Source organism: Paenibacillus sp. CCS19, from assembly GCF_033239625.1.
Taxonomy (GTDB): Bacteria; Bacillota; Bacilli; order Paenibacillales; family Paenibacillaceae; genus Paenibacillus_T.
The window spans coordinates 27091-53686 of record NZ_BTCK01000038.1; the positions used below are offsets into that span (position 1 = coordinate 27091).

At 45.2% G+C, this 26596-nt stretch carries 30 protein-coding genes; 26 read left to right on the top strand and 4 right to left on the bottom strand.

Annotation, left to right across the window (positions count from 1 at the left end):
- Positions 1–68 precede the first annotated feature (68 nt).
- The 6 genes from SBI19_RS22115 (at position 69) to SBI19_RS22140 (ending at position 4147) form a co-directional block, all read left to right on the top strand.
- The gene (locus tag SBI19_RS22115; RefSeq protein WP_317971690.1) at positions 69–494 is read left to right on the top strand and encodes a MerR family transcriptional regulator; all 426 of its coding nucleotides are present in this window, start codon (positions 69–71) and stop codon (positions 492–494) included.
- A complete protein-coding gene (locus SBI19_RS22120; RefSeq protein ID WP_317971691.1) occupies positions 487–747 on the top strand; it encodes a glutaredoxin in 261 nt (86 codons plus the stop codon). The genes SBI19_RS22115 and SBI19_RS22120 overlap by 8 nt, the downstream gene beginning before the upstream one ends.
- 330 nt (positions 748–1077) lie before the next feature.
- Entirely contained in the window at positions 1078–1698 is a 621-nt protein-coding gene (locus tag SBI19_RS22125; RefSeq protein ID WP_317971692.1) for a nitrite/sulfite reductase domain-containing protein, read from the top strand.
- A 22-nt stretch (positions 1699–1720) separates the two neighbouring features.
- Positions 1721–2416 (top strand): response regulator transcription factor, encoded by a 696-nt coding sequence (locus tag SBI19_RS22130; protein WP_317971693.1) that lies wholly within the window; start codon positions 1721–1723, stop codon positions 2414–2416.
- Positions 2413–3492 carry a sensor histidine kinase gene (locus SBI19_RS22135; RefSeq protein WP_317971694.1) on the top strand — a complete coding sequence of 360 codons (1080 nt, stop codon included), beginning with the start codon at positions 2413–2415 and terminating at the stop codon, positions 3490–3492. The genes SBI19_RS22130 and SBI19_RS22135 overlap by 4 nt, the downstream gene beginning before the upstream one ends.
- A gap of 79 nt (positions 3493–3571) precedes the next feature.
- Positions 3572–4147, top strand: a complete 576-nt coding sequence (locus tag SBI19_RS22140) for a YdhK family protein (RefSeq protein WP_317971695.1) — start codon at positions 3572–3574, stop codon at positions 4145–4147.
- 102 nt (positions 4148–4249) lie between these two features.
- Here SBI19_RS22140 and SBI19_RS22145 read toward each other — a convergent pair whose 3' ends face one another.
- Complete coding sequence (locus SBI19_RS22145; protein ID WP_317971696.1) at positions 4250–4966, bottom strand: class I SAM-dependent methyltransferase; 717 nt, start codon at positions 4964–4966, stop codon at positions 4250–4252.
- 176 nt (positions 4967–5142) lie between these two features.
- Here SBI19_RS22145 and SBI19_RS22150 point away from each other — a divergent pair, with 176 nt between their 5' ends.
- The 3 genes from SBI19_RS22150 (at position 5143) to SBI19_RS22160 (ending at position 6835) form a co-directional block, all read left to right on the top strand.
- The gene (locus tag SBI19_RS22150; RefSeq protein ID WP_317971697.1) at positions 5143–5508 is read left to right on the top strand and encodes an LSm family protein; all 366 of its coding nucleotides are present in this window, start codon (positions 5143–5145) and stop codon (positions 5506–5508) included.
- 43 nt (positions 5509–5551) lie between these two features.
- A complete protein-coding gene (locus SBI19_RS22155; protein ID WP_317971698.1) occupies positions 5552–6043 on the top strand; it encodes a hypothetical protein in 492 nt (163 codons plus the stop codon).
- A 177-nt stretch (positions 6044–6220) separates the two neighbouring features.
- Positions 6221–6835 carry a DUF1349 domain-containing protein gene (locus tag SBI19_RS22160; protein WP_317971699.1) on the top strand — a complete coding sequence of 205 codons (615 nt, stop codon included), beginning with the start codon at positions 6221–6223 and terminating at the stop codon, positions 6833–6835.
- A gap of 215 nt (positions 6836–7050) precedes the next feature.
- Here SBI19_RS22160 and SBI19_RS22165 read toward each other — a convergent pair whose 3' ends face one another.
- Complete coding sequence (locus tag SBI19_RS22165; RefSeq protein WP_317971700.1) at positions 7051–7626, bottom strand: dihydrofolate reductase family protein; 576 nt, start codon at positions 7624–7626, stop codon at positions 7051–7053.
- Between the two features lie 226 nt (positions 7627–7852).
- Here SBI19_RS22165 and SBI19_RS22170 point away from each other — a divergent pair, with 226 nt between their 5' ends.
- Both SBI19_RS22170 and SBI19_RS22175 read left to right on the top strand, forming a co-directional pair.
- Entirely contained in the window at positions 7853–8113 is a 261-nt protein-coding gene (locus SBI19_RS22170) for a hypothetical protein (RefSeq protein WP_483312325.1), read from the top strand.
- 178 nt (positions 8114–8291) lie between these two features.
- Positions 8292–9080, top strand: a complete 789-nt coding sequence (locus tag SBI19_RS22175; RefSeq protein ID WP_317971702.1) for an SDR family oxidoreductase — start codon at positions 8292–8294, stop codon at positions 9078–9080.
- Between the two features lie 109 nt (positions 9081–9189).
- Here the strand turns inward: SBI19_RS22175 and SBI19_RS22180 are convergent, their stop codons facing one another.
- Complete coding sequence (locus SBI19_RS22180; RefSeq protein ID WP_317971703.1) at positions 9190–9864, bottom strand: histidine phosphatase family protein; 675 nt, start codon at positions 9862–9864, stop codon at positions 9190–9192.
- Positions 9865–10134: 270 nt separating this feature from the next.
- Between SBI19_RS22180 and SBI19_RS22185 the strand changes: the two genes are divergently transcribed.
- The 3 genes from SBI19_RS22185 to SBI19_RS22195 all read left to right on the top strand — a co-directional run bounded on the left by SBI19_RS22185 (position 10135) and on the right by SBI19_RS22195 (position 13520).
- Complete coding sequence (locus SBI19_RS22185) at positions 10135–10518, top strand: DUF302 domain-containing protein (protein ID WP_317971704.1); 384 nt, start codon at positions 10135–10137, stop codon at positions 10516–10518.
- A 230-nt stretch (positions 10519–10748) separates the two neighbouring features.
- Positions 10749–11903, top strand: coding sequence for a copper amine oxidase N-terminal domain-containing protein (locus SBI19_RS22190; RefSeq protein ID WP_317971705.1), 1155 nt, complete (start codon positions 10749–10751; stop codon positions 11901–11903).
- A 633-nt stretch (positions 11904–12536) separates the two neighbouring features.
- Positions 12537–13520 carry a CgeB family protein gene (locus SBI19_RS22195; RefSeq protein WP_483312324.1) on the top strand — a complete coding sequence of 328 codons (984 nt, stop codon included), beginning with the start codon at positions 12537–12539 and terminating at the stop codon, positions 13518–13520.
- On the opposite strand, the gene SBI19_RS22200 is transcribed toward SBI19_RS22195, so the two are convergent.
- The gene (locus SBI19_RS22200; RefSeq protein ID WP_317971707.1) at positions 13513–14130 is read right to left on the bottom strand and encodes a polysaccharide deacetylase family protein; all 618 of its coding nucleotides are present in this window, start codon (positions 14128–14130) and stop codon (positions 13513–13515) included. The genes SBI19_RS22195 and SBI19_RS22200 overlap by 8 nt on opposite strands.
- An 81-nt stretch (positions 14131–14211) precedes the next feature.
- Between SBI19_RS22200 and SBI19_RS22205 the strand changes: the two genes are divergently transcribed.
- The 12 genes from SBI19_RS22205 (at position 14212) to SBI19_RS22260 (ending at position 26573) form a co-directional block, all read left to right on the top strand.
- Entirely contained in the window at positions 14212–15192 is a 981-nt protein-coding gene (locus SBI19_RS22205; protein ID WP_317971708.1) for a CgeB family protein, read from the top strand.
- The gene (locus tag SBI19_RS22210; protein WP_317971709.1) at positions 15189–15860 is read left to right on the top strand and encodes a polysaccharide deacetylase family protein; all 672 of its coding nucleotides are present in this window, start codon (positions 15189–15191) and stop codon (positions 15858–15860) included. The genes SBI19_RS22205 and SBI19_RS22210 overlap by 4 nt, the downstream gene beginning before the upstream one ends.
- Positions 15857–16834, top strand: a complete 978-nt coding sequence (locus SBI19_RS22215; protein ID WP_317971710.1) for a CgeB family protein — start codon at positions 15857–15859, stop codon at positions 16832–16834. Before SBI19_RS22210 ends, SBI19_RS22215 begins: the two co-directional genes overlap by 4 nt.
- A 35-nt stretch (positions 16835–16869) precedes the next feature.
- Positions 16870–17523, top strand: coding sequence for a polysaccharide deacetylase family protein (locus SBI19_RS22220; protein WP_317971711.1), 654 nt, complete (start codon positions 16870–16872; stop codon positions 17521–17523).
- Positions 17520–18257 (top strand): glycosyltransferase family 2 protein, encoded by a 738-nt coding sequence (locus tag SBI19_RS22225; RefSeq protein ID WP_317971712.1) that lies wholly within the window; start codon positions 17520–17522, stop codon positions 18255–18257. The genes SBI19_RS22220 and SBI19_RS22225 overlap by 4 nt, the downstream gene beginning before the upstream one ends.
- A gap of 172 nt (positions 18258–18429) precedes the next feature.
- Positions 18430–18894 carry a hypothetical protein gene (locus tag SBI19_RS22230; RefSeq protein ID WP_317971713.1) on the top strand — a complete coding sequence of 155 codons (465 nt, stop codon included), beginning with the start codon at positions 18430–18432 and terminating at the stop codon, positions 18892–18894.
- Positions 18895–19338: 444 nt separating this feature from the next.
- Positions 19339–19725 carry a zinc metalloprotease gene (locus SBI19_RS22235; RefSeq protein WP_317971714.1) on the top strand — a complete coding sequence of 129 codons (387 nt, stop codon included), beginning with the start codon at positions 19339–19341 and terminating at the stop codon, positions 19723–19725.
- 33 nt (positions 19726–19758) lie between these two features.
- The gene (locus SBI19_RS22240; protein WP_317971715.1) at positions 19759–20421 is read left to right on the top strand and encodes a hypothetical protein; all 663 of its coding nucleotides are present in this window, start codon (positions 19759–19761) and stop codon (positions 20419–20421) included.
- A 900-nt stretch (positions 20422–21321) separates the two neighbouring features.
- Positions 21322–23274, top strand: a complete 1953-nt coding sequence (locus SBI19_RS22245; protein ID WP_317971716.1) for a hypothetical protein — start codon at positions 21322–21324, stop codon at positions 23272–23274.
- Positions 23207–24772, top strand: a complete 1566-nt coding sequence (locus SBI19_RS22250; protein ID WP_317971717.1) for a peptide ABC transporter substrate-binding protein — start codon at positions 23207–23209, stop codon at positions 24770–24772. Before SBI19_RS22245 ends, SBI19_RS22250 begins: the two co-directional genes overlap by 68 nt.
- Positions 24773–24788: 16 nt before the next feature.
- Positions 24789–25253: a GNAT family N-acetyltransferase gene (locus tag SBI19_RS22255; RefSeq protein WP_317971718.1), complete on the top strand. Its 465-nt coding sequence runs from the start codon at positions 24789–24791 to the stop codon at positions 25251–25253.
- A gap of 60 nt (positions 25254–25313) precedes the next feature.
- Positions 25314–26573, top strand: coding sequence for an MFS transporter (locus tag SBI19_RS22260; protein ID WP_317971719.1), 1260 nt, complete (start codon positions 25314–25316; stop codon positions 26571–26573).
- The last annotated feature ends 23 nt before the right edge of the window (positions 26574–26596 follow it).

Genomic DNA, 26596 nt, shown 5'->3' on the forward strand with positions numbered 1-26596 from the left:
TTTAAGAGTAGCCCCTTGACCCTGTACCTAAGTCAGAGGTTTATAATCACAAAAGGAGGAGGTGAATTGTGGAAGGATTAACAGTTAGCCAAGTAGCGAAGGCAGCAGGTATCAATGTCGAGACCATTCGTTATTACGAAAAGCGTGGACTATTACCCCAGTCCTCCAGAAACACATCAGGATATAGGATTTTCACATCAGATACGGTGGATGATATTCGATTAATTAAGCGCGCGCAGGATATAGGATTCACATTAGAAGAAATCAAAAGGCTCTTATCGATATACAGAAGTGACGAGTACTTCCCAATCGAGGAAATGTATCTGTTTGCTAAAGATAAAATCTATCAGATTGAAGAGAAAATGAATCAATTAAATAGATTTAAGTCCATTTTAGAAATGGTCGTAAACCGGCCTAATCGCGATACTATTCCGACTAAAAATGAATGTGTTATTATTCAACATCTAGCGGAAGGAGGAATGAAAAATGGCTAGAATCGAGGTTTTCACAGCAGGTACATTCTTGTGCGAGGAAATGGTCAAACAAGTACAAGAGTTAGCTTGTTCCAAATGTGACGTCTTTGTCTATAACTTGAATCAAAGTCATGCATCTAGCGAAACGATCGAAAGAACAAAGTTGTATGGCATTCAGGTGCTTCCTTCAGTCGTAATTAATGGAAAGGCGATTGACATTGCGAAGGTTAAAGATGCGAGACTTCAAGGACTTAAAAAAATGGATTTGAGATAGATACAATCGAATCGATCGCAGCGGGATTACCCAATGAAATAACGAAGTTCTGAAAATATACATTTACCCACTTAACATACCCCCACGGGGTATGTTATCTTTGTTCTGGGGAGTGATTCCATGGCGCAACATGAACAAGAGCAGGTTGAATGCTTCCACATCGATAGCAATGAACGAAAAGGTCATCATTCAGATCAATTAAAAAACTATGTCGCATCACGATGTCCTTAATCCTTTTTCTTCGGGTCAAAACATACCCCCCAAGGGTACATTACAGAACAATGCCAAGTAAATATCGTATGAATAAATTTCTATTGAGGAGAGGATTACATGGGGATGATGAAAATTGCGGTCACACCTGGCTTCGAAATAGGAGGGACCCTTTTTAAACCTGAACAACTTGCACTCATTGGGTCGGTTATTGGGGAGAGCGCTAGAATTGAGCTCACAACCTTCAAGCAATTGTATGTTGAACTGGAAGAGGAACGTTTGGAAGAAGTAAAGAGAAAGCTAGCGGCAAAAGGGCTTGAAGTATACCCCGCAGGATTTGTTACAAAAAGCCTTATAACCTGTAACTTTTGTCGTGGCGCTGAAGATGCCGGACTTGCGATTGCAGAAAAGCTAAACGACATGATTGCAGGAATAACAACACCGTCGCCCGTGAAAATCGGTTACGCTGGTTGTGCCCTTGGGACGAGCGAGCCTTTGCTCAAAGATATCGGGGTCGTCAAAATGCGCGATACATTCGATATCTATATCGGCGGGGATCCCAAATCATTGAAACCTGCCTTTGCAGAATTGTTTATTACGGGGGCAGATGCGGAACATATGATGAATACGGTGCACAAGCTCATTACGTATTTTCAAATGAACGGAAAAAACAAAGAGAAGTTCAACAAATTTATCAGACGGATCTCAATAGATAAGCTGCATGAAGTTATTGCAAATTGATTGATATTATTCGGGGGTTTAAATGAAAACCATATTGATGGTAGATGATGAAGAGAAAATCCGAGAGGTCGTCGTCTCCTATTTACAAATGGATGGATTCAGAACAATAGAAACGGATAAAGGACTCCAAGCACTCGAGCTAGTTCGCAACGGAAACATCGATCTTGTCATATTGGATCTCATGCTCCCGGACTTGTCAGGGGTTGAGGTTTGCAAATCCATTCGGCAGTTTTCTACTATACCCATTATTATGTTAACAGCTAAGGTAACGGAAGAGGATCGTATTCAAGGATTAACGTTAGGTGCAGACGACTACGTATTGAAACCTTTTAGTACGCGCGAACTGATTGCCAGAGTGAAGGCAAATTTACGGCGAGCACAAGATGATGCCGTACTTGCCGAGACCTTATCGTTTAAGGATGGGGATCTGATTCTCCGTCCTTCCAAGCATGAAGTTTATAAAAGCGGCAGCCCCGTAAGCCTAACACCTAATGAATATCGATTGCTGCAAACTTTTGCAAGACATCCAGGCAGAATCTTTTCGCGGGAAGAACTGATTGAGAAGGTGCTTGGATTCGATTTCGAAGGTGATGCTCGAGCAATTGATCAGCATGTGAAGAATTTAAGACAAAAGATTGAGTCCGACCCTAAAAAGCCTGAGTACGTCATAACCGTCTTTGCTGTAGGTTATCGGTTTGCAGGAGGCGACTCTGCATGAAAGGGTTGTACGCGCGAATCGCAATAGCGTGCATTGCCATTGCTTCTGGTGTTCTCATTATTTCAACGATCACGTTTCTGCTTGAAACACACTATCATCTAACGATGTATCGGCATCAATCACAAGATCTCAATATGACTTCCACTTCAGCGTTTGATATGCATTTTGAGCAGGCGCTTGTTCAATCCGTTATATGGACTGCAATACTCGGTATCGTGCTTGCGATTGTGATTAGCCTCTTTGTGGCACAACGAATAACGGCGCCGCTTATCCAGATGAAAAGTGTTGCTGAACGAATGGCCAAAGGCGAGCTTACTTCCCGTACGGCAGTAAACGGCAAAGACGAATTGGCTGACCTTGGTCATTCACTTAATCATTTGGCCGAGCAATTGGTGCTTCAACAGCAGCTTCGTAAAACGATGACGGCCGATGCAGCCCACGAATTAAGAACGCCACTTGCAACGTTAAAGAGCCATATGGAAGCCATGATCGAAGGGGTTTGGGAACCAACGCCTAAGCGGTTGGAGTCATGTTTTGAAGAGATCGAGCGTCTCCGATTCTTGGTTGGCGATTTGGAACAATTGACAGAGGTGGAATCACCGAACTTCAAACTGATTCTCAATGAGGAGAACATTCATTCTTTAGTTCGACATCATATAAGAGCAAACCAAGCTGCCTTTGAGAAAAAAGGAGTAGCCTTGTCATTCCAAGATCAAGGACAGGTTCAAGCCTCTATCGATAAAATGCGTTTCGGGCAAATTGTGGTTAATCTACTCAGCAATGCCTTGAAATTCACTCCCGCAGGCGGAAGAGTTACCGTTGCGGTAACGGAGAAGCACCACATGGTTAGTGTTTCAATCTCGGATACCGGAATCGGAATGGATAACAAAGAACTCGCGTTTGTTTTTGAACGCTTCTATCGTGCGGACAAGTCCCGAGACCGAAAATCCGGGGGGAGCGGAATTGGATTAACGATTGTAAAAAAGTTAGTTGAAGCCCATAAAGGCAATATCGAAATCCACAGCGAGACGGGCATAGGAACCAAGGTCGAGTTTCATTTCCCTAAATCACCGTGATGTCTCTCACAAGATCTACACAACTGTTTATTAGAATGAAAGGAGATTAGAACATCACCTTTGGAAGGGGTTAATGGGAATGAAAAAGAAGATAGCTTTACTCGGTACCACTGTAATCCTAGCTATTGCGTTAAGCGCTTGTGGCAACAGCTCGGATCAAGGACAGACCGTTAACAACAACGGGCAGGGAATGAATATGGACAATTCAGGGATGGATATGAAACATTCATCTTCGGATAAGCTTCCTGCTGGGCTAAAAGATGCCAATGATCCAAAATTTAAAGTCGGAAGTCAAGCCGTCATACTCGATGACCATATGCCAGGCATGAAAGGCGCGACTGCAACCATCGTTGGAGCATTCGACACTACGGTTTATACCGTTTCCTATGTTCCGACAACAGGTGGGGACAAGGTTACGAATCATAAGTGGGTTGTTCAAGAGGAAATAATGAATGCGGGCGATACGCCATTCGTTAAAGGCGATGAGGTAACGCTTGCGGCTGACCATATGAAGGGTATGGATGGAGCAAAGGCAACGATTGATTCTGTCGAGCAAACAACCGTGTATGTGGTGGATTATACGCCGGCTACTGGTGGGGAACCAGTCAAAAACCACAAATGGGTAACGGAAAGCGAGCTTTCAGAAGTTAAATAGGAGTGCACTTACAAAATAAGAAGCCCAACACTTTACAAGAGGTGTTGGGCTTCTTATTTTCTATAAAGAACAAGTATAATCAGCGACTATCGGCATCTTCATTCACGCTTTCGAAGCCGTAATGACAATGCTGCCCATCACATTAGAGAAGCTGCTCATCAGACGCTCATTTTTCATCATCATGGCAACTGCATCTGGTTTCGTGAATAGTTCGTGATCGATTACCCGCAATGGATCGTTATCGCTAACCGGTTGTTTGATCTGCACAAATTGAGAAGAAGAGTAATGCTGAAACTTTGATTGGCTTATCAGCTTCAGCCATTCCGGAACGGTTTTCATATGATGAAGTCCGTAGAATGACTGGAGTTTTTTCTTTTGCGCTGCGGTTAATTTCCTAGCAAATGCGAGTTCACGATCGTATAGGACGCCTTGAGGTTTCAGCACTCGCCAGTATTCATGTATAGCGGTGCTTCCCTGGGTAAAAGCCGTAACCGACTCCGTAAACACGGCATCAAACGTATCATCCTCGAAAGGCATGGAAGAGGCATCCGCCCGGACGATGCGGACGGGAAGTCCGCTTGTCTTCGCACGTTGGATTGCTTTCAGAATCATATCCTTATTCCGGTCAATTGCGGTCACGTTACAGCCTAAACTGGCTAAATAACACGCCGTTCGGCCTGTGCCGCATCCTACCTCCAGCACTTTAGTGCCGCGAGCAAAGCCAATTTGTTCGATTAATTCTGTAGTCGCTTGGAAACCGCCTGGATGCGCGCTTCCTTCGCCGAGCCGGGCTAATAATGTATGATAATCCATCGTCATTTCACCTCATCCTCTTCCGATATCCTATGCATAACTGCCGTAATGACTACACCATTTATGACTAGTAAGGAAGTACATATTGATTTTTTCTTAATAGAAAGACAATCGTACAGTCCTTATAGCAGGTTCTCTCATAATCTAGGATAAACAAGCTGCAGGTTAGGAGGAATGAAGATATGCAGGAAGTTTATCCGATTTCCCAACATACGGTTTATCCGTACATCGGTCGAAGGGTCAGTGCGGTTACGCATGACGGTAGACATTTTATCGGAACGATTAAGGGAGTAGTAGACGGAAAGTTAATGGTGGAGGATTGTACGTTCGACAGCAAGCCATTCACCATGTCCTCTGTTCAGAACGGAAAATCTTCTAAACAACAAATGCGCTCCATGCATCAAGCCCGACTGTCCAGTTATTATGGCAGTTACGGTGGGGGTTATGGCGGGTACGGTGGAGGCTGTGGCGGTTTCGGCGGCGGTTGCTCCTTTTTTCCATTTGCAATTCTAGCATCGCTTTTCATTTTGCCTTTCTTCTGTATTTGATTGCGGTTGACACAACTTCTAATAGTGAAGAGAGGTAACAGTAATGGTATCCAGGAAAGCTCCTAAGAGAAGAGAACCTGAGGGTAGAGTTCTTGCGGTCAAACAAGCTTACCGTTGTATCGGGCAGCCCGTTTGCGTGTTATTAAATGACGGTAACTGTTATGTCGGAACGGTTCGAGCCGTTCATAACCAGCAGCTTATCCTTTCCGATATCAGAAGTTGTGGTAAAGTAAAACCATCTAATCGTTCCAAGTCACCGGAAGTGCAAGTATCGGGACTGCTGGATTCCTTGATCGGGGGAATCGGTGCGCTCAATTCTTTGGGAGGCTTATTTAAGCCGATGTTTTCCGGCCCATCGGGTTTTGCAGGAGCAGGCGTTCAAAAACAAGAAAATTCGGAAGACCCTCCAAGGCCTGCAGGCGGCGGGCAGCAGAGCGGTTTTCAAGGATCACTTAAACAAATGATGCCGACGATCCAAGTTGGACTTAATGTAGTGAAGTCGATTATGCCTTTAATGGGCATGTTCAAAATTTAATGCTATCGTTCGAATGAAATGAAGTCCGCTTAATCGCGGGCTTTTTTTTGTTATGGAATCAAATATAGTACAATAATTGAGACTGAAGTTATAAAATTGAGAACTAAGTGAGTAGAGGCGATACAGCGATACATTTCGGATGACTTTTTCTCAGAACATAAATTGGAGGAATCATCGATGACATTGCTTAAGAGATATCGAATGGAATGGGATGCAGGAGTATGGCTTAACCCTCCATTATCTGTCCGGAAGGAAGGACAATCGTTGAAGGTTGTGCCTGAGAAAGGCCGAGACTTCTGGAAGAAGACGCTGTATGAATTTGAATTCGAAGATGGCCCGGCTTTACTCGCCGATTGGGATCGTAACACAGCGGTTGAGGTAACTTTTCATCTCGGCTCCTTCACTGAACTATATGATCAGGCCGGACTGCTGCTGTATCAGGGTCCAGGACAATGGATTAAAACAGGAATCGAGATCAATGACGGCATTCCCCAGCTTGCAACAGTGGTTACGGACGGTTATTCTGATTGGTCGCTATCGGCAGTACCGGAATGGGTAGGGGAAGAGGTAACCATACGCGCATCGATCATCAAGGATGCCGTAATTGTTCGAGCGCGCAGCACACAATATGCATGGAGAACGATTCGAGTAGCACGTTTTCCATACCTTACAGGTAATCAGGCAGGTCCATTCACTTGCTCACCAACCCGTGAAGGCTTTGAAGTAACCTTTACCCGTTGGGAAATCACTGCGCCTGATCAAGACCTCCATACGGATCCGTCAGTAGAATGAGGCAGGAATTAACAGGGAATCACTGTATGCTCAGTGAAACCGTTTCTTGAATAGAGGCGTGTCCGATGAATAGCAGGGTCTACAAACATTAGGACGGATGAGATCAAACTTCACAATAATAAGAGGCAGTCTAATGACTTGGAGAATAAAGTCGTAGACTGCCTTTGTTATTGATCAATCGTTCTCCATTAACGTAATCTGATTCGTAGACAAGGTCATCTAACCGTCTGGTAAGCGAGGCCAATGGCTCCCGAATCAAAGGTCTTGTTGTCGATAAGTTTAAGATTGATCTTCTCCTTGAGACCTTGGAATAACGGCAACCCGCTGCCGATCAGAACGGGAGACACCGTAATTTTATACTCATCTATTAAATCAAGCTTCATCAGGTAGTGTGCTAACCTGGGGCTGCCGAGGATGACGATATCTTTGCCTGGCTGCTGTTTGAGGTTCTTGATCTCATCCTCCACATTTTCTTTCACCAGTCTCGAATTGTTCCATTCCGCTTTGTCCAGCGTCGTGGAAAAAACGATTTTGGCGGTCTTTTCGATCCACTCAGCATGATTGCGTTCATGCTCCGAAGCTGATGGGTCGGAAGGTACAGAAGGCCAGTAACTGTGCATCATCTGATAAGTCCCGCGTCCCCAAATGACAGTGTCGACCGTACTCAGAATTTCTTTCGCGTGTTTCTCCAATTCAGCATTGTAGGAAACCCAGCCAATGTCCATTTCACCATTCGGCCCTTCAACAAAACCATCAAGCGATGCGTGCAGAAATAGAACTAGTTTTCTCATCTTCGTTTCTCCCTCTAATATGGTTCGATTATTAGCCGTTAACTACCGTTTCATCCTGCTGTAATGCCCATTATAAATCATTACGTAACGTCAGGTTCAAGCGAAATCCCAAAATTTTTATTTCTCAGGCATGAACGATGATGATTGTTTCTCTCAAGGCTGGTTAGTTGTTTTCCAGAGAAGATGGGCAATATATGTTCTGGGACTGACGCAGGAAAACAAGGGAGTGATACAGTTGAAGGAAAATAACGAGCGTAACCATAATGAAGAGCACAACACGACCAACGCTGCTGGTGTGCTCTCAGGTGAAGCTGTAGGAACCATCGGCGGTGCCGCGGCAGGGGCTGCCATAGGTTCACTTTTGGGACCACTCGGCATGATTGCAGGTGCAGTCGCTGGAGGCGCATTAGGTAATAAGATAGGAGAAGATTCAGGGGATGCCGATAGTGATAACGTCGGCACCGATAGCCGTACTGAGAAGGAATAAAGCTAAGCAGGCAGGTTATTAAACAAATGGAGAACGATTGCAAAGGAGCTTGCTCGACGCAGCTCCTTTTTTATTTGAAGCAACGGGTATGTTAACATGCAGAATGACTTAACAAATGGTATGGTTTATTACGGGTTGTTCTACTTAAGCAGAGTAGTTTATGAAGGAGGAATAAATCATGAATTTTCAAGATAAAGTTTGTGTGGTAACCGGCGGAGCGAACGGAATTGGTCGTTGTATTGTGGAGGAATTTTTAAAAGCGGGCGCTTATGTTGCCTTTAATGATATTGACGGTGAATCAGCTGAAAAATTAATCCTTACATACGGTCATGAGAAATTATTATTTGTCCCTGGAGATATTGCGGAGGAAGAAACAATTATACAGGTTGTTGAAGAGGTGAAAAAACGTTTCGATCATATTGATTTCTTAATAAACAATGCTTGCATAAGTAAACGGGGGATACTTTCGGATTGTAGTTTCGATGACTTTAATTACACTTTGAGGGTCGGGGTTTCAGCGCCGTATATGCTTAGCAAATTGTTAATGGATTATTTTTCTCCCGATGGTGCTATTACTAATATCTCTTCAACGAGAGCTTTCATGTCTCAACCAGATACAGAAAGCTATTCCGCTGCGAAAGGGGGAATAAGCGCTTTAACTCATGCTCTTAGTTCAAGCCTGGCCGGGAAAGTGAGAGTTAATGCAATTAGCCCTGGTTGGATAGATACTGGAGCTTATCAGAAAGAGAAACATTATACACCTGAATATACAAGTGCAGATATGATGCAGCATCCTGCCGGAAGAGTAGGGGAGCCGCTTGACATTGCCGGAATGGTTCTGTTCCTTTGCAGTCATGCAGGCAGCTTCATCGCGGGAGAAAATATTACAATAGATGGCGGAATGAGTAAGCAGATGATTTATCATGACGATCAAGGCTGGACATTTAACCCCCATAATGCTCGATAAGGGGCGTTAACGTAATCAAGCAAGGTTAAAAAGAATGACATTTGACGATAATTCAGACTAAAGAACAAGCCCGACGATCCTATGATCGTGCGGGCTATGTTATTTGACTTCAGGATGTTTCGCGGACAGATTTATTTGACCACCTTATTAACTCTTCTGGCGTAATTCTACCCACAACTTCATACCCTTTGCCGTATCCTTGTGGCTTTATGATTACAGCTCCCAGATTGGGAATTTCACCTAGAGCTACGTTAGGCGGGAAAGTGTGAGCGACTATGACTGTGTTTGTTCCACGAGCGGGTGGAGTTTCGAAGATTTTCGTTAGATTCGATAATATTCGCTGTTTCTCTACAGCTGGAAGAGCTTCTATTTTTAATTTTTCAATGGAAGCTAAACTAGGATATACGGTGACGTTTTTGTTTCCAAAAATAATATCAGCCGTATCCTTTGCTCGACAATATGGATCGGTTATGACCGGCAATTGAATGGGGAAGGGATTCCGTTTGAAAACTTCCCTAATTGCCTGGGCTTGTTCTTTACCACGATTACTTAAATTTCTCTGCGTTCGGCAATCATTAAGGTTAAGATCAGGCTGATCTTGGCCAACCGTTGCCTCTCCATGTCTAAAATAAATAATGAACCCACCTGATCTTAAATGATCAAGTATAGTCAAGTCATTGTTAATTTTATTGCTAGCACCAACATCAGTAGCAGCAAAAAGGAGCACGAAAGAGAAAATAACAAGTGAGACCATTACTTTTAATACTTTTACGGACACAGACATAGTTCACATATTCCTCTCCGAGTTTATCAAGTTCTCGTCTGGTAGTTTATCAAAAACAAGATGGAAATATACTCTGGATCATCTTACCCTCTTACCGGAATGCGAAATGGGCGAAATAGTAAATTCTCCGATTGGTGGGAATCATACTATATGACCAAATAATTTTAGGGCGACATCGGGTTCAATGGACGAGGTAGCAATAATGATTTTCAGTCAGGTCTTATTACTGAGCAATGATCGAAGAAAAAAAATTATGGGGGCGATTTTTTAATGTTCCACTATACAGTTGAAACAACCAAGACATCTGAAGAAGCGATCGAGGCACTGACGGAAAATCTAAAAGCTGAGAACTTCGGAGTGCTGTGGCAGCTCGATCTGCGGGAAAAGTTGCAAGAGAAAGGTGTCGAATTTGATAGGTCTTATCAGATTCTAGAGGTTTGTAATCCGGTTGAAGCTAAGCGTGTACTGTATGAGAATGCACTGATCGGTTACTTTCTCCCTTGCAAATTGGCCGTATATGTAGAGAATGGTACAACTAGGATCGGCATGCCGAAACCGACGGCTTTGATTGGATTGGTCGAAAACAAAGCCTTGATAAGTATTGCTTCCGATATCGAGAAGCGATTAACCGCTTGTGTCGACAAAAGCGTTTGATTATCAGAGAGAGGTACGCGCTAATAGCTGCCGGGGCAAACTGCAGCCAAAAAGTATAGTAGAGTCTATTGGCAAAGAACAACATTATCCGAATGAAGTCCGCGCAATTCGCGGGCTTTTTTTGTTATCGGTATAAAGGGCGAATCGAAAATTTCCCAATCCGTATTCAAAATTATGGCATCCGTTTCGATATTAATTAGGGTAAATAGACAAAAGAAGGGTGAAATGAAGTGAAAAAAAGTCTATCCGTATTGATGCTATTCTGTATGCTACTCATGCTCCTGCCTGCTGCAGCATTCGCAGCTGCTGCTCCAGTCTCGGTGACGGTTGACGGCACTGCAGTCAAATTCACGAATGCGCCAGTATACAAAACCAATGTTACACTGGTCGAAGCGAAGACGTTAGCTTACAAGCTCGGTGCAACGTATGCATACGATACGAAGGCGAAAGTGGTAAAGCTCACGCTCGGCGCTACGGTTGTGAAGCTGACGGTAGGCAGCAAGACTGCGTATGTCAACGGCGAGAAGAAAGCGATCGTTATCGCACCGTATGTCGTAAACGGCTATGTCATCACGCCGGCAGAGATCGTTGTTCAATCGTTAGGCGGACTGGCGAAGTGGGACGGCGTGAGTAAGCTCGTCGTCACGTCGCCAGCTGCAGTAACGAAGCTCAGCAAGCAGAAAGCGCTTGATACAATCCAGGCATATGCAGCCGCTATCGGCAAAGACGATATTAACGCGGTAAAGGTGCTTTGGCTGCCTAGTATGTGGAATGCAGATGTCGAGGAGTCGGTAACGGATTTCTTCGCGCCGGAGCAATTGACTTTCTCTGTGAAATCGAGCACGATTACTTCATACGCCGGTACGAAGGCGACGATTGAAGCGGAATTCATCGTTCATTCGGCGGAACCGAATACAATCGATGAGTTGTATGCGATGACGTTCGAGTTAGCGAAAGATGCAGACGGTGCATGGAAGCTGAAGTCTTTCTCGGTTGATGATTTCGATTACAACATTCCTGCGCAGCCAGCGAAGGTGTCGGCAGATTTTGCTGCAGAAGTGAATAGTGCTGTGAAGCAAGTTACAGATAAACTCAATACGGGCGATACCGCTTCAATCTCGACGCTGTTCGCTGCTAATTCGAAGTACGCAGACAACATTGTAGAAGTTTGGGATGCTATGGCATCGATGTTCGATTTGACGTATACCGCTTCGGACGCTTATATTTTCCAAGCTGATGAAGCGAAGGGGACGGCAACTGCGCTCCTCACGTTCGATGTGCAAAATAATGAAGATGCGTATGACTCGTACTCATATGAAGCTGTGCTTTTCCTCTCAAAGGGTGCAGACGGCAAGTGGATCATTAATGAGTGGATCGAACTTTAAATTGTCACAAGAAGAATAGAATATGGGAGACAAAGATCCGCTAATGAAGCGGATCTTTATTTGTATGTAACATCGCGCATCTCATGTGGAGGCGATTAAACTTTCCAATACGTTAGGCTATTGGATCCAATTGTGATGGATCCGGCATATCATAAACAATATCTGCCGCTTTATATCATGATAGCAGCTGGAAGATATCTTCTGGAGAATTTGGTTTTAGTCAAATAACAAAAGAAATTAATAATTGGAGTAAAAATAAAGTTAAGTTTACGCTGAATAAATAGTAGCGGTTGTCTCACTATCGGTTACTTGAGTTTAATGTTCCAGAAGCAGTTTGCCCAGTGGCAGCTGCTCCTGGTCGTAATATGTGTCGGTTGACATGAACATTGCCCCATTAGAAGTCGCATAAGTTGCGGCTTTTTTTGTTTATGTCATCAAATTCTTATCAAAGTGCAAAGACAAGAACTTGATGGCATTCCCAACGAAGTTGAGTTACAGGACGCAGCAGATCCCGTCGTTCAAGAAATTCAATTGGCCTAATAGCGGAATGGGTTGCTGTCTATTCCACCAGGGCTATTGATGAATACAATGAGACATCTGTACGGATGAGTAGGCTTTTTAAGGAGTGCGATTATGACTTTTTATAGGATATTGTTTCTAGAGTCCCATCCAATGTGGATTTACGGATTACCGAAAGGATTCGAAAAGTTAGGACATAAGGTTAAAACATGCAACCCAAGCAAGAAAACGGAGCAATTGATCAAGCAATTCAAGCCCACGCTTATTATGGCCATAGGGTGGACACCGGCGAACAGTACTCCGAGCAAACAACGCCTTATTGCCAAGTTGGTCAAAATGTCAGGTGCTCCGTTTGTTTATTGGTCAACCGAAGACCCTGGTTATACGGAGGATTTCTCTCTGCCACTCATTCGCAGAACAAAACCTAACTTTGTGTTTACGATTCATAGGCCTACCGTTCACAAATTCCGAAATAAATCTCTCCATGCAGCTCATCTTGATTTCGGGAGTGACCCCGCAACCCACCGCAGGTTGAAGAGTGTCAAGAAATATAAAGGGGAAGCGGCGGTTGTTGCCAATGCTTATCCGCAATTATATATTCAAAAGCCGGGGCATTACCGATTCAAGTCCTTAAGAAAGCTGGTTCACCCATTTTTGAAAGCAGGGGTCCATGTAGACTTCTACGGACGAAATTGGGGGAGGATGAAAAAGATGTTTAACGCCAACGTTCCAAAGTCTTGGACTCACGGCTACTTACCTTACAAAGACGCCATTAAGGTATACAACTCCGTGAAGTTTGTTATTGGCCCACAAAATGCTGAAGACCGGCTTACTCAAAGAACTTATGAAGTTATGGCTTCCGGTGGACTGCTGATTACTGATGATACGCCTGAGGTGCGCAAATGGTTCAAGCCGGGACGGGAGTTATTAGTTTCAAATTCGGCACAGGAGACCAAAAAGCTAATCGTTAAATATATGAAGAACCCTAGGTTAAGGGAGAAAATTCGTGCTAACGCCGTTAAGGCAGCTGCCAGACATACTTATCAAAAACGGGCGGCTTATGTGATTAAAACCTTGCGGAAACATGGCATTATTTAACGCGCATGGACAGCAGTTCAGAAATGGTCACAAATCGAAAACCTTGTCTCCTAAGTCTGCGGAGAATGGCAGGCAGAGCTTTGGCAGTTTGACGGGCGGAATCACTGGCGTGAAACAATATAACATCGCCAGGTTTGACGTTTGTACTTGATTTCCGAATAATGTTTTCGACCCCAGGATTCGTCCAATCGAATGAATCTACTTTCCAATGAATGGTCCGATAGCCTAGTCTGCCAAGGAGTCGGATAACACGTTGATCCATGTCACCGTTAGGAGTTCGAATGAGGCGGCATTTTACGCCTGTCACTTTTTTAATAATACTTTCCGCTTTTTTTACTTCACGGCTAATCCATTTGTTGGTGTGTTCCGTGTAATTTTCGTGCAGATGGCCATGAGACCCGATTTCATAACCTTTTGCTTTCACTTTTAAAGCCAGTTTCGGACGCTCCTTGACCCAGGTGCTGGACAGGAAAAAAGTTGCTTTGTACACATGATGGGAGGATAACGTATCCAGTACGGGTGTTAGGACTTTTTTTCCCCAGCCTACATCAAACGTTAAAGCTATGCACTTTTTGCGTGTTTTAACATTGTAAACCGCTTCGTAGGACAAAGTTAATTCTCCTTTTTCAACATATATATGTCGATTCCGGAAATTTGGTTATTTAGGTGCCATAAATAGGATGGTGATGGCATGAGAATTTTGTTTTTGGAACGAGGAAGGTTATGGTCGTATGGATTGCCAGACGGACTAAGGGATTTAGGCCATGAAGTAAAGGTATCGGGCCCCGTAGAGCAGAGAAGGCTAATTCGACTGTTGACTTCTTTTGAACCAGATTTACTTGTTTCGGTAGGATGGGGGCCTGATCATACCAAAGCCAAACAACGAATGGTAAGGAGACTAGCAACCCGATTTCATATTCCGCTTGTCTACTGGTCGACCGAGGATCCCAACTTCACAGATGTCTTTACGCTTCCTCTTCTCAGACGGATGAAACCCGATCATACCTTTACAATCTCAGAGAAAACGGCAAAGAGATTCAAAAAAATGGGGTATGCGGCTGACTATTTGGATTATGCTTTTCATCCTAGGGTTCACTTCCGAACCAAATTCCGTGCCAAGTATCGAACGGACATTGCAGTGATCGCGAATGCTTATCCGGATGTGCTCCGCAAATACCCAAAACTCTACCGCCGCCAGTCTCTTCGCATCTTGGTTCGCCCCCTGTTGAAGCAAGGATATCGAATTGACTTTTACGGACGGAATTGGTCTCGAATGAAACCGTTTCTAGGCCGATCTATTCCCAAAAGTTCTATTAAGAGATGTATTCCTTACAAAAAAGCTAACCAAGTATTCAGTTCCGCGAAAATTGTTCTAGGTCTGCAAAATTACACGGATATGCTGACTCAAAGAACGTTTGAAACGTTGGGATCTGAAGGTTTCTTTTTGACGTCTGACACTCCTGCGGTCAGGGCTTTATTAAAGCCGGGAAGAGATGTGGTTGTCAGTTCCAGTCCGTTGCAGACTCTGGCGAAGGTTCGTTACTATTTAAAGCATGATAAGGAGAGAGAACGAATTCGTCGAAACGGTAGGAAGGCTATTGCCAAACACAACTACACCGAGCGTGCCAAATCTATGTTGAACATCTTACGGAAGAAGGGGCTTCTAAAGTGAATCGTGGCCGACGGAAGAGATGGAGCCAGCGAAACAAAGTGGCTTATCTCACTTTTGATGACGGACCTTCAAAAAATACAAATCAGATTTTGAGTATTTTGAAACGTTATGGGATTAAAGGGACTTTTTTTGTTTTGGGAAAAGAAACTCCTTACGGATTGAGTATGTATCGAAAAATCATTAAACAAGGTCATATTATGGGTAACCATACTTATTCACATGATTATGCCAAGATTTACTCGAATAAAAAAAGTTTTTTTCAAGATTTTGATCGTTTAGAGAAGCTGCTTACTAAGGTTGTTGGATTCAAACCCCGTTTGTTTCGATTTCCTGGAGGTTCTAACAATCGGTTGCTTTCTTCGAAAAGAGGTCTCTATCTTATACGTTCGATCAAGGCAAAATTGAAATCAAGAAAATATCGATATTGTGACTGGACGATCGATTCGCAGGATTCTTGCCTTCCCCGGCTATCTCCAAGCCAAATTTCAACTCTAGTGCTTAACGAAAGCCGAAGAAGCTCCAGGTGCATCATTTTGTTTCATGATTTTGCGGATAACAGTACGGCTGCTTTGCCTGTCATTATTAAAGGCCTAAGAGCGCAAGGGTTTCGATTCGGGGTGTTGTCGCTCAAATCCTACAATTATCAAATAGCGGAGGGGCAACGATGAGGGTTTTATTTCTAGAAAACCACCCGATGTGGATTCATGGGCTCCCGAACGGATTCCGGGATCTTGGACACACAGTTAAAATTTCTGGAACGCTGACGAGAAATAAGCTGCCTCGGCTGCTCAAAACGTTCAAGCCGGATCTAGTTATCAGCATGGGATGGACTCCCGAACATGAGGAGCATAAGCAATACTTGGTGCGCAGATACGTGGCTTCTTCGAAAATTCCGCATGTGTACTGGGCCACAGAAGACCCAACACACCATGAATCTTTTTCACTTCCTTATGTGCGTACGGTCAAGCCTGATTTTGTATTTACGATTTGTCGTTCCATGGTTAGGAATTATAAAAAAATGGGAATCAAAGCTTCCCACATGGATTTTGGATACCATCCAAAGGTCCACAAAGAAGGTAAGGTAATTAGGAGCTTGAAACGTGATATCGGTATTGTGGCAAATGGGTATTCACGAATTTTAAAAATGTACCCTAAGCATTTTCGCATTAAATCGATCAAACACCTCATTCGCCCTTTAATCCAAGACGGCACGAGAGTAGACTTCTGGGGGAGACAGTGGGAGTTGATGAAGCCTGTTCTTGGAAGTCGAATTCCACGCAAATGGATCCATGGTTACTTGCCTTACTCCGATGCTCATAAAGTATATAATTCGGCCAAGATCATTATCGGTCCGCAGAATCAGCTCACCCAGGTAACCCAAAGAACTTATGAAATTCTTGGATCAGGAGGTTTTTTAATTACAAGCGATACTCCTGAAATACGCAGGTTATTTAAACCAGGCAGGGATCTTGTGGTTACTAGCTCCGCTAAGCAAACCCGTAGGTTAGTAAACTATTATCTTAAACACCCTGAAGAGCGCAAGAGGATACGTAAACAAGGAAAACTTGCGGTCGCGAAGCATAACTACACCTGCCGTGCCCGGTATATGATTCAGCATCTGCGGAAGAACAAGATCATTTAAAAACGGAATTCTTGGCGAGGGAGGGCTTTCCCGAAATGGCTTCGCGGCAAGTTCTATACCGTGTAGATACGAAAAAGAAAGCTGTTGCGTTAACCTTCGACATCGCTAACGGACATAGGGTTCCACTACGTATGCTCTCCCTACTGCAGAAACGCGGCATCCATAAAGCTACCTTCTTCATTACAGGCATATGGGCGGAAATGCATCCCCGAATTGCGAGGAAAATTCGGGAGAAAGGCTTCGAGATCGGCTCTCATGGCTATAGGCACAAAGACTATAGGAAACAAAATAATGCTTGGATTGAGCATGAGGTCAAGAAGGCAGGCAAAGCTATTTATCAGGCAACAAATATAAGAACGAAGCTGTTTCGCCCCCCAGGCGGGGATATGAATCCACGTGTAGTTCGAAAGCTTCGCGCTTTGAAACAGTTAATCGTGCATTGGGATGTCGATTCTTTGGATTGGAGAATAACCGACGTCTCTAAGATCCTGAGAAGGGTTGTACGCCATGCGCGCGGCGGTTCGATTTTACTGCTACATGCTTGCGATCCATGGTTTCAAAGCTTGGCTGCGCTGCCCGTGATTATAAAGGAACTAAGAAAAAAAGGTTTTCGCTTTGTTACGATATCGGAATTGATGCGGATGCAGAGTCTGACACGTCCGTACCGGTTAGGAAGCGGATTGAAATGAAGAAGATGAAGGGAAAATTTAATACCCGGTTTGAATCAGAACCAGTATCGGTGATTACTTGCACCAATCGTCCCGACTACATCAAACGGCTGCTGGCAAACTATGATCGTCAGAAGTATAAATCCAAAGAACTGATTCTAATTTTAAATAATGACTCGATGAACTTAGCGAAATATCGAACTAAGTATAAGACACGTAAAGATATCTCGATCTTTCAAAGGCCTGCGAAGAAAGCGCTGGGCTCTTGTTTAAATGATGCGATTCGTAAAGCCCGTTATGGATTTATAGCCCGGTTTGATGATGATGACTATTATTCGCCGTATTATTTAAATACGATGATGGACGCTTTAGCCGAATCTAAAGCTGATATAGTGGGAAAAAGAGCTTGTCTCGTTTTCTTAGAAGCTGATTCTAAGCTTTATCTTCGTTATCCGAAGAAGCAAATGAAACAAGTGAAGCAGATCGCAGGCGCAACACTGCTTTGTCGTAAGCAGATATTCAATAAGGTTCGATTCCGTCCCGTATCCCTAGGTGAAACCGTAGGGTTTCTGAGACGCTGCCACAATAAAGGCCTCAAAATTTATTCAACGGACTGCTATCACTATGTCATTAATAGACGTGCCGAAAAGAAAAACCATACATGGAAAATTAGTGACCAAAAATTAAAGTCTCAAAGCAGGAATATCAAACTTTGCGGCGCGGATTACAAGCGATATGCCGTATATAAGGGCTAGGCAAATACATGCCGACCGACTCTCACGCAGCACAAATGTAAAAACCGTCGTCATCATTGTGACGATGGTTTTTACATTTGTGCTGCGAGTCTATCATTTAAACCTCCGCCTAGTTCAACTCTAGTAGCAGCTACATATAATACAATAGTTTAGCAACAAGGAGGGGTTTAGTATGGCTATACAATTTCTGGACGAACGACTGTCGGTGCATCGGAACAATAGCACGGGTGCAGAGCCGATTGGCGCTACGCCATTATTAATTGGTGATATAGGACTTCAGACAGTAGCAGCAGCACCAGCAGGCAATGCCGGTCTTGTACGCATTGCGTTAACAGGAATAGTCGGGATTGCATTGGTGGATGCTGAAATATTAACAACCATTACGGTAACAATTGAGCGCAATGGAACGGGTACGGCTGGTACGGGGACTGTTATTTATACCGATTCATTTATTCCCCCAAATACTGGGTTCGACATCCCGCCATTCAGTGTATCGGCAGGAGATTTCCCGCCGATAAATATAGTTGTAGCAGGACAAATTCGCTACAGGCTGTTCATAAGCGCAGGGGCGGATTCGGTATTCACGTTGAGGGGGCCTGCAGTATTTAACGGCTCCGCTTCAGCTGGAACGAGCTGAATTTCATACGGATACAAAAGTCGCGTCGCTTTACTGCGACTTTTTATTTGTTATACAACGGATCTAGGATGACAAGAACCAAGCTTGAATGCCGCAGACGGAGCCGAGGGCGAAGTTACGGGAGTTGTACGAACAACGTGGCGAACTAAGCAAATGCTGAATTATGCGAGGGTGATGCTTATAGTTGAAGGTACTTCCGAGTATAAACCCGAATGCGCGCGCGAACTTTATACGTTTATTAAATCAAGTTTATCTCAAACGACAAGATCGAGAATATTTCCCTAAATCAGACACAACGAGACACAAAACTATACATATTACAGTTTTATAGAAAATTTGTAGATTTATGGATTGGATTTGTTTCGTTAAACTAAATTTGTAACCCTTTCATAAATTTTTTCGACCGATGTTAGCTGATTAGGTGATTATGACAAGAGATGTTTGATGTTTGAAGTATGGTTGAAGGGCCGTTTTGGCCAACCTAGCTTGGCTTATGAAGTTATAGGAGTTACGGATGTAGTTGACACATATGGCAGCGTCATTACTACATATGATAATGCCGCCGCTTCCAGCGAACAAATCAAACTTGCTTCAATCTATTTCAATCCCAAACCCGTCTATATGACGATGTCGAAGCATGATTATATCGTAACAATGACTCATGTATTTGGGCATGTATTGTGTCTGGGACATTCTCACGATCCTAAGTATAATCCAGCAGATCCTAGTACGGATCCATCAATCATGAGCTATACATACATGTGGATGGAGAAAAGCTATACGCCGCAGAATCATGAAGTAGGTGAGGTCAAACGGTTTTATGGCTATTAATTTTCAATGATACTATTTGAAACTGGAGGTTAAATGATGAGAAAACATATCCTTCTATCAGGTGTATTAGCGGTACTTCTTCTAGGGGCTGGCTTTGCTGCGTACGGTAAAGTAAACAATGGTCCTACTAAACAGACTCTTGAAGAGGGATGGACGGAACCGGAATTTGCAGGAGCCGGCAACGCATCAGTAAGTGTCAGATATCCGAAAAACTTGCAAGCAATCGTGGATTCCGCAGACACCATAATATCCGGGGAAATCGTTTCAATCAATGACACATCGAATACGTTGACAATGGAGGAGGATACTCCTGAAAGAGCAGTAACGGAGAAGTTCGGGGTAGACCCATCTTATACGGTGAATGGGAGGGATATCGTCATTTCTGTCTCGGACACGCTCAAGGGGAGAATTAATGGTGAAGAAGCCACACTCAACATTTACAATGTTGACGTAAACTTGGATCCGGAAGTACAAGTAGGTGATAGCTACATCTTATTTTTAAATCGGGATGAGAAGACAGGCAAATATCATTCGGCTCATTTCTCGGCAGGATATTTCAAAATGGACAAAACGGACAAAATGGACAAAAGTAAGGAAAAGATTCATCCGCTATATTCGAAAGCCCCGGAATTCGCTGCATTAGAAAACCAAACGTACGAAATTGTAAAACAAAAAATAAAGGAGAAAGTAAAATAATAGATGCCGATTCACACCAAACCCGCGTAAATATATCGCGGGTTTGGTGTTGAGATGGAGAATAAGCTGTGAGAGATATCGGCTGCAGGACACCAAGTTCTTGTCAAGAACCAATGACAAGGACTTGGTGTCTTTATATCTATAACGAAGCAAATTGCTGCCAATGTCATTAACCAATCATATGATTACGATGCAATCGGAAATTTATTAAGCTTCTTATCAGAAGCATAGAGTATTTCGAGTTATTCCCACTAAAGTAGACAACAGCTTCGCTGGATTTGACTTTGCCCTAATTCTCAGGACTTTTTTATCATTTTTTGGCGAAAATGTTAGCGATAAGAATAAAATCCGGTCATTCCTCTCTCGAAATCAACTGTAAGAAAAGTCCCGAAGACAAATCCTCTCCAATTGCCTATCTCTGTGGGTACTCTCTGTGGATACATTAAGCCTTCTACGGCGCAGTAGGTCTTTTGATGGCGCCTCGCTTCATACATTTGTTCCTAATTTTTACGAAAAACGGCGGAACAGAAATTGAGATGAATTCAGCTTGTCAACGAGAACGACTTAGAAAAAGGTAGATTAAAAGTACTGGATTGTCGAATTTTAGACCAATTAGCAAAATATGTACATCGCCTTAAAGTTCGATTATGATTCGTTGTGGGAAAGCAAGGATGCATTCGTTATCCCGTCGATCATCTACAGGCAGGGGGTGATTCACAATGAAAAAAAGCCAATTCAAAAAACCGGTTCGCGGAATTATTGAACCACTCATCTAGTTACTAAGGCAATATCCAGCGCTTGCACTCAGCATGCATGTGCTGGATATTGTTCTGCTATTAAGGGATTGCAGGGCCTATTAAAGGGCTGCCTAACAACCAATTTCGTGGAGGGAGACACGTTATGAATGTACAAGACCGCATGATGCGGATGATCTATGTACCCAGCAAGAATGCTATTCTCGCATCGGATGTGAAAGGACGGATCCATCTGCTGGATCTCGATCTAAACCTGCTCCTTTCCTCTCCTACTACTTCGTATAATGAGCCCAAGAATGGTCTATTCGCCACCGATCGCTTCGTATTCACGAAAGACCGCAGAGGTTCGATTGCCAGATGGGATCTTGAAACGCTGCAACCGCTCGACATATATGATGATATGTACCTGCGGGACGACGTGGGATTGATGGAAGGCGAGGAGCCTTCGCCAGCGTCTAATCGCGGGTTAGCTGTCGTGAATGGCAAAGTGTATGGCAATAACGGATACAGCCAGTTCGCCGTTATCGACGCTGATTCTTTCGAATTGCTAGAAATTCGCAAGCCGTTCAGCCCCAATTCGTTCGTGGATTGCATTAACGTCGAATGCGCAGATACGCACGCCGTCTCCGAGACATCGGGTTTGCTTCATCTGGGCAATCTCGAGACGGGACATTTCCCCATCACGTTGAAGGTAGACAACAATAACGTCCATTGGGTTCGTTACGACCGCCGTCATGACCGATTCTGGGCTACGCAGGATGCGGGGATCAATGAACATGAAAACATCCGCAATGGCGTCATTACTGTGGAAAAGGATGGAACCGGCCTTCAGTTGTACAATTTCACAGACGATGATATCGAGTTCCTGGAGTTCGACCATGAAAGCCGTTACGTTTATACCGGCGGTTTCGACGGGCATATCTATGTGTTCGACAATACGAACAAAGAGCTGCGGCTGAATCGTATTATCGGACCGTTCCCATACAGCATCATTAATATGCTCTATGTCAGCGACGATGAGTTGTACGTCCTCATGCAGAACGGCGAACTCGTTCGCTCGGATCGACATGGCAATATAACGGCCAGAACGAATTATGCAGGCCGATGCGTCTGGCAGATGGAGCCGCATCCAGAGGATGAAAGCCTGCTATATTGCGCATTGGATGACGGCGTACAGGTTATTCGCTACCGCAATGGCATTTATAACTCGATTCAGATCGACCGTATTGCCCAGCATCAGCACGCGTTCGGCATTATCCGTCGCGTATATCCGTTCCCGGATGGCTCGTATGCTGCCATCGGCAGAAAGAACGTAGTATTCCGCGCCGCATCAGACGGCACGCTGCTCTGGTACCGCAAAGTGCTTGGCCTGCCGCGCAGCCTATCGCCCAGCCATGGCTTCGATAAGCTGCTGGTATCGACGGACGACGGTTATGTAACGGAGTTCAATGCGGAAGACGGAACGAAGCTGGATGAATTCTCTACGGAAGGCATTCCGGTATGGGCCTGTACGTACACCATGGACGGTAGACGGATGTTCTTCACTCGGAATGCGAATCTGTATGTGTACGCGGCAGACAGCAAGGAGCTTCTGCATCAAGACAGCTCTTTAAAGCTGTTTCCGAAGCGATTCCTGCCAACACGAGAAGGTAAAATGTACGTCGTCGGCGCTTTCGGTTATGTAGAGCTGGATCTCGATACATACGAGGTAAAGAAAGAATTCATCGAGCTGTTGGTCAATACGAAGGAAAACGGCAAAATTCTAGACGGCTATGCGCACGTCATCAGCTATGGCTATCAACTGGGCTCGTATCAAGAGGAAGACGGCGAGATGGTCGGCTTGATCGAGCAAATTCAAGATTTTCCGAAGGCGATGGCAGGCCGGATCGGCGATGATGGCGTACCGATACTGCTCGTTGGCGGCAGAGGCAATTTCGTGAACTTATATCGGGTTATCGACGGGGTGCCGGAGAAGGTCCGCGAGTTTTATTTTGCCTCGACTAGAACGTATGCGGATGGAGGGCGAAGCGGTGCAGCAGGAGAGAGTGGAAGGACAACGGCTCCAATTGCTAATGACGAATCGGCTGTCTACGCTTGATTCGACGCGCGCTTACGATCTTTATTCCTTCTTGATGCTCGGCCAAACGTTCGAAGGCTTAACGCGCATCGATAAGCATGGGAACGTCGTTCCGGGATCAGCCCGCGAATGGTCGATCGATTCGAATCGCATGACGTACACATTCCATCTTCGCGAGGATGCCAGGTGGTCCGACGGATCACCTGTGCGAGCCGACGATTATTGTTTTGCGTGGAAGCGTACAGTGGAATTAAGCAATGGCGCCGCATACGCACGACTGCTCGAATTGATTGAAGGCGTAAGCAGCTACTATCGCGGCGAAGCCGATTTAGACCGAATGGCCGTCGAGGCGGTTGATACGTTTACGTTATGCGTGAAGCTGGTTCGGCCGTCGGTCCATTTTCTGGAGATGCTCGCTATGCCGACCTTCTACCCGCAGCAGCGGGCATTCGTGCAGCAAGCAGCTTCCGACTATGGCACGACGCCGGAGCAGACGGTGTTCAACGGCCCATTCCGGCTTGTGAAATGGAATGCGGAAGAGTTAGAGCTGGAACGCAACGATCTCTACTGGAACCATGCGAATATTCAATTGGAGACGGTTCATTATCGCATTCTATTCGATAGCGAAGAGGCACAGCGGTTATACGAGACGGGCAGCTTGGATCGTATCCCGCTTGTTCGTTCGCAGATCGCCAAATATGAACGCCATCCCGATTTTCGTTCTCGTTTCGAGGTTTCAACGGGCCTAGTGATGTTCAATACGGAAATTCCGTTGCTCAGCCACAAGGAAGTCCGCCGAGCGATGACGCTGGCGATCGATGGGCATGAGTTCGCGCATCTCATCTATCAGAACGGATCGAAGGGCGCGACGGGTTTTATCCCGCCCGGCATTCAGTACGACCATGCCTTATCGTACCGCGAACATTTCGGCAATCTCATCGAACGCAATCTCGATGAGGAAGAAGCTGCGTTCCGCGAGTTGGTTCGTTCTCTTGGCTTTGATTCGATGCCTAAACTTACGCTTCTATTCGAGGATGGCTATCTCGGCAAGCAACTCGGGCCTATCCTAATCGAGCAATGGAAACGACGGTTGGGACTTGATGTAGCGATTGAAACCGTGCCCTTCTCGGAGAAGAACGAGCGAATGGCGGACCGGAATTACGAGTTAACGTTGTCTGTATGGGGAGCCGATTATAACGATCCGCTTAATTTCTTAGATATTTGCCAGCAGGATCACCCCTTCAACATGACCGGTTATGCGAACCCTGCATATGATGCGCTTTTACAGCAGGCTAGACAGGAAACGGAAATTGCGCAGTACATGGATTGCTGCTACAGAGCGGAAAAACTGCTGATGGAGGATATGCCGATCGGTCCGTTGTTCTTCCGTGCCGGCTGCTATTTGATCCGCGATTATGTGGATGGATGGAATCAAAGGTCGTATGGCGTTTCGCACGATTTGAGCTGTACTTCGATCGACATGGAAGCGAAGAAGTCTATGTTCATGACAGCCAACTGACGGGAGGATTCCGAAGGTGCTCCATATTCATTCCGAATGCATAACGGTGAGAGCCGCGTTAGAGGCCGACCGCGCCTCCGTCACCGAACTGATCAAAGCTTACATCGATCAATACGGCATCCCGTATCCTGACGAGGAGCAATTGCATGCTATGCTGACCGAGCTGTTCGAAGATCCTTCGCGCGGCATTCACCTCATTGTTCAATACGACGGCGTCGATGCGGGTTTCGTCTCCTTATACAGCGCATGGAACACAGTACGAGCGCAGCCTTTCTTGTATCTAAGCAACTTGTTCATCGGAGAGACTTACCGCCGCAAGGGGCTGGGCAGGGCGCTTCTTCAAGGAAGCAGGCAGTATATGGAGGAGAATGGTTACGCATTTCTCGAATGGTCGGTCAGCGGTGATAACCTAGCAGCGCTCCGATTGTACGAGGAGGAGGGAGCGCTTGTCGTTCCTCGGCTCTTATACCGAATGGTATAGCGAGTTGGAGCCGGCAAGCAGATCGTCATTCATGACACGCTGCGAAAGGGTGGCAACAAGGTGTCGGTAACAACGAATCAAAGTTCGACTTATCGTGCAGTATTACGAAACAGCAGCTTTATGAAACTATTATCAGGCCAGACCGTGTCGCAGCTAGGCGATGCGCTGAGCTTCGTCATCATCCCGCTTCTTATTTACGAGATGACGCATTCATCAACGAATCTTGTGCTTGGCTTCGTCATCGAGAGCTTGCCGTGGATCGTGCTCGGTCCGCTCGCAGGCGTGTTCATCGATCGGCTGAACAAACGGATGCTGCTTGTCTCCATCGATCTCATACGCTGCTTCCTTATTGCAGGCATTTTCTTCACGGATAAGGTGTGGGCGATCTACTTGCTCATCTTCCTATCTCATTCGCTGGCGGCTGTCTTCGCGCCTGTCCGTTCGCTAGTCATTCCATTGTTATGCGAACGATCGCAATATGTGAAGAGCATCGGACTGCTGGTCAGCTCGTTCAAAATCGCGAATATTAGCGGCTCTTTCGTCGCCGCGCTCGTCATAAGCGCGGTAGGCAGCCTTCGCACGGCGCTATGGATCGATGCGGCAACCTTCTTCGTATCGTTCTTGCTGTCAGCTTCCATTCGAATGCCTGCAGAACAGCCGAAAGACCATACCACGGCTAAACCCGTCTTCCGCGAGCAATTCATGCAGGGGGCGCGTTATCTGTCCTCGCATACGAAGCTGAAATTCGTCGCCAGCTCGTTTCTGCTCGATACATTCGTACTCGCAGGCGTTGCGGTCGGGGCGCTGCTGTATACGAAGTCGAGCCTCGGGCTCACAGAGTCAGGCCAGAGCGGTATGTATGCTTCCTTAATCGGCGCAATGGCCGCCGGCACCGCGATAGGCGCTTGGTTAATCGGTCTATTGGAGAAGCGTATTCGAAGACAGACATTCATCCTCATCTCGCTTGTGATGCAGAGCATTATTTTTGCCATTATCGGATGGAGCAGTAATGCTGCAGCTGCCGTGGCATTGTTCTTCTTCCTGGGGTTATTCGCCAGTGGAACGAAAAGCCCGATATCCGGGTATATGGCCGAGATGACGCCGGCTGACCTGCGAGGCCGCATTTATTCTATTATTAATTCGCTTCAAAGAGTCGCCGCAATAACGAGTTACGCGATTATCGGCTATATCGGCGGGCTTGGGCATGCATCGGTTGCTTTTCTGCTGGTGAGCTTTCTCATTTTAGCATGTACGGGACCGATCGTATGGGGGCTTCGAGATCGCACAACTTCGCCAGCTACCGAAGCGAAAGCAATGTAGCATGTACATTTTTCATTTGTAAC

Excerpts from the sequence above, each read along its gene's own strand:
- SBI19_RS22120 (WP_317971691.1), top strand. The coding sequence starts at position 487 with ATGGCTAGAATCGAGGTTTTCACAGCAGGTACATTCTTGTGCGAGGAA.
- SBI19_RS22125 (WP_317971692.1), top strand. The coding sequence starts at position 1,078 with ATGGGGATGATGAAAATTGCGGTCACACCTGGCTTCGAAATAGGAGGG.
- SBI19_RS22130 (WP_317971693.1), top strand. The coding sequence starts at position 1,721 with ATGAAAACCATATTGATGGTAGATGATGAAGAGAAAATCCGAGAGGTC.
- SBI19_RS22135 (WP_317971694.1), top strand. The coding sequence starts at position 2,413 with ATGAAAGGGTTGTACGCGCGAATCGCAATAGCGTGCATTGCCATTGCT.
- SBI19_RS22140 (WP_317971695.1), top strand. The coding sequence starts at position 3,572 with ATGAAAAAGAAGATAGCTTTACTCGGTACCACTGTAATCCTAGCTATT.
- SBI19_RS22145 (WP_317971696.1), bottom strand. The coding sequence starts at position 4,966 with ATGACGATGGATTATCATACATTATTAGCCCGGCTCGGCGAAGGAAGC.
- SBI19_RS22150 (WP_317971697.1), top strand. The coding sequence starts at position 5,143 with ATGCAGGAAGTTTATCCGATTTCCCAACATACGGTTTATCCGTACATC.
- SBI19_RS22155 (WP_317971698.1), top strand. The coding sequence starts at position 5,552 with ATGGTATCCAGGAAAGCTCCTAAGAGAAGAGAACCTGAGGGTAGAGTT.
- SBI19_RS22160 (WP_317971699.1), top strand. The coding sequence starts at position 6,221 with ATGACATTGCTTAAGAGATATCGAATGGAATGGGATGCAGGAGTATGG.
- SBI19_RS22165 (WP_317971700.1), bottom strand. The coding sequence starts at position 7,626 with ATGAGAAAACTAGTTCTATTTCTGCACGCATCGCTTGATGGTTTTGTT.
- SBI19_RS22175 (WP_317971702.1), top strand. The coding sequence starts at position 8,292 with ATGAATTTTCAAGATAAAGTTTGTGTGGTAACCGGCGGAGCGAACGGA.
- SBI19_RS22180 (WP_317971703.1), bottom strand. The coding sequence starts at position 9,864 with ATGTCTGTGTCCGTAAAAGTATTAAAAGTAATGGTCTCACTTGTTATT.
- SBI19_RS22185 (WP_317971704.1), top strand. The coding sequence starts at position 10,135 with ATGTTCCACTATACAGTTGAAACAACCAAGACATCTGAAGAAGCGATC.
- SBI19_RS22195 (WP_483312324.1), top strand. The coding sequence starts at position 12,537 with ATGACTTTTTATAGGATATTGTTTCTAGAGTCCCATCCAATGTGGATT.
- SBI19_RS22205 (WP_317971708.1), top strand. The coding sequence starts at position 14,212 with ATGAGAATTTTGTTTTTGGAACGAGGAAGGTTATGGTCGTATGGATTG.
- SBI19_RS22215 (WP_317971710.1), top strand. The coding sequence starts at position 15,857 with ATGAGGGTTTTATTTCTAGAAAACCACCCGATGTGGATTCATGGGCTC.
- SBI19_RS22220 (WP_317971711.1), top strand. The coding sequence starts at position 16,870 with ATGGCTTCGCGGCAAGTTCTATACCGTGTAGATACGAAAAAGAAAGCT.
- SBI19_RS22225 (WP_317971712.1), top strand. The coding sequence starts at position 17,520 with ATGAAGAAGATGAAGGGAAAATTTAATACCCGGTTTGAATCAGAACCA.
- SBI19_RS22230 (WP_317971713.1), top strand. The coding sequence starts at position 18,430 with ATGGCTATACAATTTCTGGACGAACGACTGTCGGTGCATCGGAACAAT.
- SBI19_RS22235 (WP_317971714.1), top strand. The coding sequence starts at position 19,339 with ATGTTTGAAGTATGGTTGAAGGGCCGTTTTGGCCAACCTAGCTTGGCT.
- SBI19_RS22240 (WP_317971715.1), top strand. The coding sequence starts at position 19,759 with ATGATGAGAAAACATATCCTTCTATCAGGTGTATTAGCGGTACTTCTT.
- SBI19_RS22245 (WP_317971716.1), top strand. The coding sequence starts at position 21,322 with ATGAATGTACAAGACCGCATGATGCGGATGATCTATGTACCCAGCAAG.